This is a genomic window from Pseudophaeobacter sp. (assembly GCF_039971195.1).
GTDB lineage: Bacteria > Pseudomonadota > Alphaproteobacteria > Rhodobacterales > Rhodobacteraceae > Pseudophaeobacter.
Genome location: NZ_JBDWPJ010000211.1, coordinates 1 through 6,970, shown reverse-complemented (window position 1 = coordinate 6,970; position 6,970 = coordinate 1). Strand labels below are relative to the sequence as shown.

Sequence of the window (6,970 nt, the reverse complement as noted above, 5' to 3'; positions counted from 1 at the left end):
GGGGCATGCCTTGTCCCATCAGTACTTCAACCTGCCGTAACTTCACGACGATCTCTTCCGGCTTGGGTCTCTTAATGGCCATACTTGGTCCTCCGCTTTCCTAACTATAGGGGCGGACCACTTCAAAGGGGGAAGCTCAAGCTCGGCAATCATCGCCTCAAACTGCGCCACCGTCAGACTGGAGGGCTTCGCCAACCCCATCCGTTTCAGCGGATCAATCAGATGATCCCTCACCCGACCTTCACCAGAAACCTGTCCTTTGGCATCCATTTCTCTGCCCTTCCTCTTTCTCAGCAATTCTGACTTATCCACAGGGCGGGCGCTGCAATTGGAGCGCAACCGTCCTGCTGTCTTGTTTTGTCTTTGTCTTTGTCTATGTCGTGCCGGACAGTCTCAGACTGTCCGAGACTGTCTTGAACTGTCCGCCGGACAGTCTTGGACACTGTCAGACAGTGTCAGGATCCTCTGTTTTGAAACGCGCCTCCTGCCCGACCGAGGTCAAAGATGTGGTTTGACCAGGCCTGCATCGAGCGCTCGATCCAAGCGGCGCTGCGGTACTCACAGCCCTCTTTCTGCAGCCACTCATCCATCCAGCGCATCGCGGCGTCATTCTTGGCCAGATCCGCGTGATAGCCAGAAACCGTGATGCGCAGCCGCTGCAGCCGCTTGGCCGAGTTCGCCGCATCATTGCGGGCCCTGTGGTCCTGGCGTCGGGCCATGGCTTCCGTCAGGCTGCGCAGCACCATCGGGTGCATCAGGCGGATATCGCCATTGTCACAGCGGCAGGGCCCCCATTTGTAAAGTGGGCCATACTCCAGCTTGCACAGCGCACCAAAATGGCTCGGATCCACCATCTGCAGCTTAGCCAGAATGTTCTGATCCATCGGCAGAGTGCCAACCGGGCTGTTGTCATAGGCGATGTTGATCAGATCAAAGAACAGCGCCCGGCATTCCGGCGTCGCGTTCAGTCGCATGTCCGAGGCCAGCCAGCGCCGCCGCTCCCAGGCCATGAAGAAATGGCTGTCGAGCCGATCATCGCAAGACAGTGGATATTCCGGCAGATCACTGATATCCACCGGCTGTAGGTGATGCGGGGCGCCCATCAGACAAAAGCCTCGACCAGATCATAGACCTCGCAGGCCTGCGCGGCCTCCAATGGCGCCATACGCCGATGGTTCGTCACCCGGCGGCGGTAGCGATTACCCCAGCCGCGGTGCATGCAGATGTTGCGACAGGTATTGGCCGAGGCCCCGGTAAAGCGCGCTAGGTCGGCCAGAGTGCAATCGCCTGCGGTCGCGCGAATCATCCACCAAATCTGATAGGCAATGCGCTGGCTTTGGATGCTCATGCCGCCCTCCCAATCTCTGCATGGAAGAACGCCGGCGCATCTGGATCCGTCATGATCATCAGCAAAGCGATATGGCTGGCGGGAGACGTCACCGCGCCCCACCAGTTCAGTGCGGTTTGGAAACTGACATCGCAGAACAGAGCCACCTCCCGCGGGCTGTTGAACCGAGCCCGGAAGTAGCTGGACCACAGATCTGGGGCCTCGGCCTTAAGCCGATAGGGCTCAAAGTGATTTGACCAAGAGCTTTGCCCTCGGCTCGTGTCAGCCTCAAGGCATGACAGATTATTGTTTACAATCAGGGTCAGACGGGAACGGCTCATGCGGCATCCCTTTCCGTCTGGGCCGGCGTCACCTTCAGAAAGGAGAAGAGAGAACGAGGTGGCTCATCCACCTGCTGCTCTCGCGCCATTTTGCACAACGCGTCATACCTTGCAGCAGGCATCACGCCCTCTTGCATGTGGGTATGTACAGTTGTTGGTTTTTTGTTCAGGCGCATCGCGACGGCACGATATCCACCCAAAGCTTGGATCAGGGTACGAGTGGTCATTCCTTATGTATAGTCCGATATTTGCGTACCGACAAGATCCGACAATCAGAAAGTTCACTTTATTCGGATTTAGGGTACTCAATGTGTATGGACATCGAACAAAAAGAACAGCTCGCCCTCACAGGCGACATCAGCCCTGAAGCAATCAGGACCCGCCTTCTAGCGGCCCGCAAGTCGATCGGCATGCAGCAATTGGAAGTCGCCAAGCAGCTGGACCTCAAGAAAACAACATTTCACTCACAGGAAAGCCGTGGCGCTCCAAGCCTAAAGACAATGCGGTATTACTACAGACAACACCGTATCGACTTTAACTTCATTCTACACGGTGACTTTTCCCAGCTCCCCCAGGACGTTCAGGATCGACTGTTCGGCGCATTACAAAGCGCATAGCACCCAAAGGGTCAAACACCCAGTTCAGATCAATACCTAACCGGCGCAGCCTTGCTGCGGCGTACAACATCATACTGTTTCGATTCCTCCACATGTTTTCTTTTTGTTCTCATTACGGCACCGCCATCTCAAACGCCAAACAAATATTTATCCGAATTTTTTGAACTGTCTTATTGACCAGTCCATTTTTTTCGGACTATTAATCTCTACCAACCGATGGAGAATTAGATGCAAACCCTTCCTAAACAAGTCATTCAAACCGCCCTCGGGATCGCCTCTCACCCAGAGGATTTCCTAAGCGACACAACCGTTTTCACCACAGCCTGGGCAGCCCTCAAGGCCGAGCGCGGACAGGGCTTTGACCCTAGCAGGCTGCAGCCCCAGCATATCATGGACTGTCCTCCTCCAAATCCGGAACCACTGGATCAAACGCTCGATCGAGTTGCCGAAAGGGTCCGCGATCTGATCGCAACAATGGGCTACTGTGGGCAGCCACCCCATGCCGCTTGATTTCCCTGCGATCCGCCAAGCTGCACGGGACTTGAAGCAGCATCATGGCCTCGACCGACTATTTCGGTTCTTTGACCTTGGCGGCACGATCACGCCGCCAAGCGATGACCCGCAGGACTGGTGGGAACCAGAAACCTTGACCCACCGCGCCGAGCTATTGGGCATCTGCCAAACCGGCAGCGATGGCTATGCCGCATTGTCAGCCTGGATCGCAGTTGCCTCCAGCTCCGGCCAACCACACTTCAATGAGACGAACCATGGCGCCACTTAAAGTTCTTGTCGGCTGCGAAACCAGCGGCGAGGTGAGACGTGCCTTTCTCGATCGCGGCCATGACGCGTGGTCCTGCGATCTACTGCCCGCGCAGGATCGTACCAACCGTCACATGCAATGCGACGTGCGTGAGGTGCTGCATATGGGCTGGGATCTGCTGGCCGTGATGCATCCGCCCTGTACGCGGCTATGCAACAGCGGCGTGCGCTGGCTGCACCAGCCACCAAAAGGGCGCAGCCTGTCGGAAATGTGGGCAGACCTCGATGAAGGAGCCGCGCTATTTTCAGCTTGCTGGAATGCTCCGATCGCGCGCGTAGCGGTCGAAAACCCCGTGATGCACAAACACGCCAAGCAACGGATCAAGAACTTTCAACCTGCCGCGCAACACGTGCAGCCCTGGTGGTTTGGAGAACCCGCCTTCAAGGCCACAGGGCTCTACCTGCGCGGCCTGCCGAAGCTCACGCCGACAAACAAGCTGACACCGCCTGAGAAGGGCACCGAGAGCCACAAGCACTGGTCCGCCATCCACCGCGCCCCGCCAGGCGAGCAGCGCTGGCAGATCCGCAGCAAGACATTCCCCGGCATTGCTCGCGCAATGGCCAATCAATGGGGCGACTACGCAACAAGCCAATCACTGGCAGCCTAGCGTCGTCAAAAACTTCAGGAGACGGATTGTGAGCGATCCAACCATGGAAAATATCAGCCTGAATGGGTCCGTGAGATGGGCCGCAGCGCGCATTGGCTGGACCCTCAACAAGTTTAGGCAGAAGCGGGACATACTCGAGAATGACGGGTTCCCGAAGGTCGACCGGATCACAAACCTCTATGTGAAAGCCGATGTAGATGCTTGGATAAACCGGCGGCGCCAGCTGAGCGACAATGTTGTCCTCAGTGTTGGCGTCGAAAAAATCTTAGAAGAGGTGAATTTCGGTGCACTATAAAGAAGCATTATGGGACGGTTCCGACCCGCTCTATGCCCCAGGCATAAGCTGGAGCGGCAAGAACCCAGAGCGCAGGTATGCGCAATGGAAGTGCCCCCCCAAATACGTGAAGGCAGGCTATGCCATTACGAAGGTAAAACTAGATCCTCCTGGAAGTCCCGACGACCAGCATCAGGCCGACCGAGCACTACGCTGCCGAGATCTGACCCGAGAGATGCTCAAATGGTACGACGAGCAGGACAAGCCCAAGGTTAACCCAGAAGTCTGGAAGTATCTGATCGCACGCTACCAAACCGACGAGTACTCCCCCTTCCAAGAGGTCAAAGCCAACACCAGGGCTGGATACATCCAGCAGCTGGCAAAGCTCGAAGATGCCATTGGCCACACCAAAATCGACGGAATGACCTTCGAAGTTATCAAGACAATCCAGAAAGCAATGGCATCCAAACGCCGGTCGGTTTCCTACATTCATCGCTTTTTCAACACCCTGCGCCGGGTCGCAAACTACGGGAAAGTGCTGAAGATACCGGCGGCGCGAGAGGTGGCGGATGTTCTGTCAGAAATGCGCTTCCAAAATAGCGCTGCTCGTCAGGTTTCTCCCACCAGGGATCAGGTCTATTCAATCATCCGGGCTGCCGACAGTGAAGGCATGGATCATTTTGCCCTCGGCATCATGATCCAGTTCGAGTTTGCGCTGCGCGCGGTTGATGTCAGGGGCCAGTGGCTCAAGACGGATGAAAAGGAAGGTGGGATCATTCGAAATGGCAAGCGATGGCAAGACGGCCTGACCTGGGACATGCTTGATCCAGATCTGACCAGAATGACAAAGCTCATCTCGAAAACACGCAAATCTTTGCCTGAACCCTATGAATTTGACCTGCGGTCCGTCCCAGAAGTTCGAGATCGGCTGCTAAAAGCAAGGCCCTCAGCTGGGGTCGGACCGGTGATTCTGGCAAAGAAAGGTGGCCTTCCATACACCGTCACAGGATGGTCCCACGCATGGGGGAGGCTCAGAAAGAAGGTAGGCATTCCTGAGAATATCTGGATGATGGATCTGCGGGCGGGCGCCATGACCGAGGCAAAAAGCCTAGGTGCGGACCCCTACATGCTGCGCGATGCCGCACAGCATAAGGAAGTTTCGACCACTGACAAATACTCACGCGGGCGCTCTGAAGGAGCGAACACAGTGGTCAAGTTGAGACAGAGCCGCTGACAGTTGGAACATTTGCCGGAAAACATGTTCCAACAACTCTCCAACTCCAAACACCATTTCTTCTAAGTGATTGATTTAATGGTGCCCCCACACGGACTCGAACCGCGGACCTACTGATTACAAATCAGTTGCTCTACCAGCTGAGCTATAGGGGCACTCTTGTTGTGCAACGAACCAGAGCCAGATCAAACCGGAGCGTCGTCGTTGCAGCGCTCTTCTACACCAACTAATTCGGTTTGCAAGACCTTGTGTCGAAGAAATTTGCGGAAATTCATTTCTTGTCTTGGGCCGGGAAACGCAGGCATGAGATCACAACTCCGCCCCTGCAGGCCAGGCAGGCAAAGGCTACCAGAACACCTTTTGGGCTCGCGATAAAAGATGGAGCCTACGCAACTAGGCCCTTCATTTTGTGAGCAACTCAAGTCGCCAGAATGCAAAGAGCGCAGCCAGATGGTTTGACCCGAGGGGGCGCGCGGAGTAAGCCATGGGGCAGCGCAGGAGACAGGAGCGAATACCCCGATGCAGGTCATTTTTCACTGCGGTGCACATGGAACCGAAGAAGACCGTCTGCTGAAGACCCTGCTTCGCAATACAGAGCGTTTTCGCCCGCATGGTACGGTGGCGCCTGGACCGGGCAAGTACCGGTATTTGCTCAAAGACTGCATGGCCGCGCTGCAAGAAGGCAATGCTACTCCAGAGTCCCGAGACATTCTGTGGGACGCCATTCTGGAAGAAGAGCAAGCGGATCGGGTCTTGCTGTCCAATGCCAATTTCTTTGGCTCGCAACGTCAGGCAATCGATGGCAGCCAGTTCTACCCCGAAGCAGAGACCCGCCTGCTGGCGCTGCAGCAGCTGTTTGGGCAGGATCAGATCGAACTGTTTATTGGCCTGCGCAATCCCGCGACCATCCTGCCGGTGCTGTTGGAAAATGCCAACCCTCAGCGCAAGGCACAGGTTCTGGACAAGCTTGATCCCTATAGCCTGCGCTGGTCAGACCTTCTCATCCGGCTGCGCGAAGCTGTTCCGCAGGTGGCGATCAGCACCTGGTGCTTTGAAGACATGCCACTGATCTGGGGCCAGATTCTGCGGGACATGTCCGGTCTGGATCTGAATGAACGCCTGAACGGTGGCATGGATATGATCTCGGCCATTATGAGTCGCGAAGGCATGCGGAGACTGCGCCAGTATTTGGCCCAACACCCCGACATGTCAGAAATACACCGGCGTCGGGTCTTTGCAGCTTTTCTGGATAAATATGCCAAGGAAGACGAGCTGGAAGAAGAGATCGACCTGCCCGGCTGGAGCGAAGATGTGGTGGACACTGTCACCGAGCTCTATGAGGAAGACATGGATAGGGTGCAGCGCATCCCAGGCGTCACCCTGATCGCGCCTTAACCCCCCAGCCTTACCGATTTAAGGCTGTATCGGCTGACCGGCACGATTGACGATAAGCGTCTCAAAGGTCTTGTCGTCGTAAAACAGATCAATCGAAATCTGCTGGATTGAGCCCAAGGGAAAGACCCCAAACGGCAGCCCGTCCTCTGGCAGGATGGCATTTGGGGCTGCTTGGTCTTCACGGCAGGGAGGCAGTGGCCAGACCACGGGTGGCTCGCCATTGATACCAATGCGCATCCCATCCAGCCCACAACGCCAGGACCACAGATGTGTCACATAGAGCAGATCCTGGCCGTCGAGTTCGCGCACCGAAACCCAATTGGCCTTCGTCGCTGCCAAAATGGGTTTTACCTCA

Annotated in this window: 11 protein-coding genes and 1 tRNA gene; 6 read left to right on the top strand and 6 right to left on the bottom strand. The window is 56.0% G+C overall.

Annotated features, from left to right (window positions below):
• Positions 1–455: 455 nt before the first annotated feature.
• The 4 genes from ABJP42_RS18075 to ABJP42_RS18060 are packed head-to-tail and all read right to left on the bottom strand — an operon-like array spanning position 456 to position 1,895.
• A complete protein-coding gene (locus tag ABJP42_RS18075) occupies positions 456–1,076 on the bottom strand; it encodes a hypothetical protein (RefSeq protein ID WP_348342871.1) in 621 nt (206 codons plus the stop codon).
• A 26-nt stretch (positions 1,077–1,102) separates the two neighbouring features.
• Positions 1,103–1,348 carry a hypothetical protein gene (locus ABJP42_RS18070; protein WP_348342869.1) on the bottom strand — a complete coding sequence of 82 codons (246 nt, stop codon included), beginning with the start codon at positions 1,346–1,348 and terminating at the stop codon, positions 1,103–1,105.
• The gene (locus ABJP42_RS18065) at positions 1,345–1,668 is read right to left on the bottom strand and encodes a hypothetical protein (RefSeq protein ID WP_348342867.1); all 324 of its coding nucleotides are present in this window, start codon (positions 1,666–1,668) and stop codon (positions 1,345–1,347) included. The genes ABJP42_RS18070 and ABJP42_RS18065 overlap by 4 nt, the downstream gene beginning before the upstream one ends.
• On the bottom strand, positions 1,665–1,895 hold the full coding sequence (locus tag ABJP42_RS18060; RefSeq protein WP_348342865.1) for a hypothetical protein: 231 nt from the start codon (positions 1,893–1,895) through the stop codon (positions 1,665–1,667). Before ABJP42_RS18060 ends, ABJP42_RS18065 begins: the two co-directional genes overlap by 4 nt.
• 87 nt (positions 1,896–1,982) lie before the next feature.
• On the opposite strand from ABJP42_RS18060, the gene ABJP42_RS18055 reads away from it, so the two are divergent.
• From ABJP42_RS18055 to ABJP42_RS18035, 5 genes are all read left to right on the top strand, one after another.
• Positions 1,983–2,285, top strand: a complete 303-nt coding sequence (locus ABJP42_RS18055) for an XRE family transcriptional regulator (protein WP_348342863.1) — start codon at positions 1,983–1,985, stop codon at positions 2,283–2,285.
• 499 nt (positions 2,286–2,784) lie between these two features.
• A complete protein-coding gene (locus tag ABJP42_RS18050; RefSeq protein WP_348342861.1) occupies positions 2,785–3,066 on the top strand; it encodes a hypothetical protein in 282 nt (93 codons plus the stop codon).
• Positions 3,053–3,712, top strand: coding sequence for a hypothetical protein (locus tag ABJP42_RS18045; RefSeq protein ID WP_348342859.1), 660 nt, complete (start codon positions 3,053–3,055; stop codon positions 3,710–3,712). Before ABJP42_RS18050 ends, ABJP42_RS18045 begins: the two co-directional genes overlap by 14 nt.
• A gap of 28 nt (positions 3,713–3,740) precedes the next feature.
• Positions 3,741–4,007 (top strand): hypothetical protein, encoded by a 267-nt coding sequence (locus tag ABJP42_RS18040; protein ID WP_348342857.1) that lies wholly within the window; start codon positions 3,741–3,743, stop codon positions 4,005–4,007.
• Positions 3,997–5,220, top strand: coding sequence for a recombinase (locus tag ABJP42_RS18035; protein WP_348342855.1), 1,224 nt, complete (start codon positions 3,997–3,999; stop codon positions 5,218–5,220). Before ABJP42_RS18040 ends, ABJP42_RS18035 begins: the two co-directional genes overlap by 11 nt.
• Before the next feature lie 79 nt (positions 5,221–5,299).
• Here the strand turns inward: ABJP42_RS18035 and ABJP42_RS18030 are convergent.
• Positions 5,300–5,375: transfer RNA gene (locus tag ABJP42_RS18030), tRNA-Thr, on the bottom strand.
• A gap of 364 nt (positions 5,376–5,739) precedes the next feature.
• On the opposite strand from ABJP42_RS18030, the gene ABJP42_RS18025 reads away from it, so the two are divergent.
• Positions 5,740–6,615 carry a hypothetical protein gene (locus ABJP42_RS18025; RefSeq protein ID WP_348342853.1) on the top strand — a complete coding sequence of 292 codons (876 nt, stop codon included), beginning with the start codon at positions 5,740–5,742 and terminating at the stop codon, positions 6,613–6,615.
• Positions 6,616–6,633: 18 nt separating this feature from the next.
• Here ABJP42_RS18025 and ABJP42_RS18020 read toward each other — a convergent pair.
• Positions 6,634–6,970: hypothetical protein (locus tag ABJP42_RS18020; protein WP_348342851.1), on the bottom strand; the 337-nt coding region annotated here is incomplete at its 5' end.

Coding starts and splice junctions, on each gene's coding strand:
- ABJP42_RS18060 (WP_348342865.1), bottom strand. CDS start 1,895: ATGACCACTCGTACCCTGATCCAAGCTTTGGGTGGATATCGTGCCGTC.
- ABJP42_RS18055 (WP_348342863.1), top strand. CDS start 1,983: ATGGACATCGAACAAAAAGAACAGCTCGCCCTCACAGGCGACATCAGC.
- ABJP42_RS18050 (WP_348342861.1), top strand. CDS start 2,785: ATGCCGCTTGATTTCCCTGCGATCCGCCAAGCTGCACGGGACTTGAAG.
- ABJP42_RS18045 (WP_348342859.1), top strand. CDS start 3,053: ATGGCGCCACTTAAAGTTCTTGTCGGCTGCGAAACCAGCGGCGAGGTG.
- ABJP42_RS18025 (WP_348342853.1), top strand. CDS start 5,740: ATGCAGGTCATTTTTCACTGCGGTGCACATGGAACCGAAGAAGACCGT.
- ABJP42_RS18065 (WP_348342867.1), bottom strand. CDS start 1,668: ATGAGCCGTTCCCGTCTGACCCTGATTGTAAACAATAATCTGTCATGC.
- ABJP42_RS18070 (WP_348342869.1), bottom strand. CDS start 1,348: ATGAGCATCCAAAGCCAGCGCATTGCCTATCAGATTTGGTGGATGATT.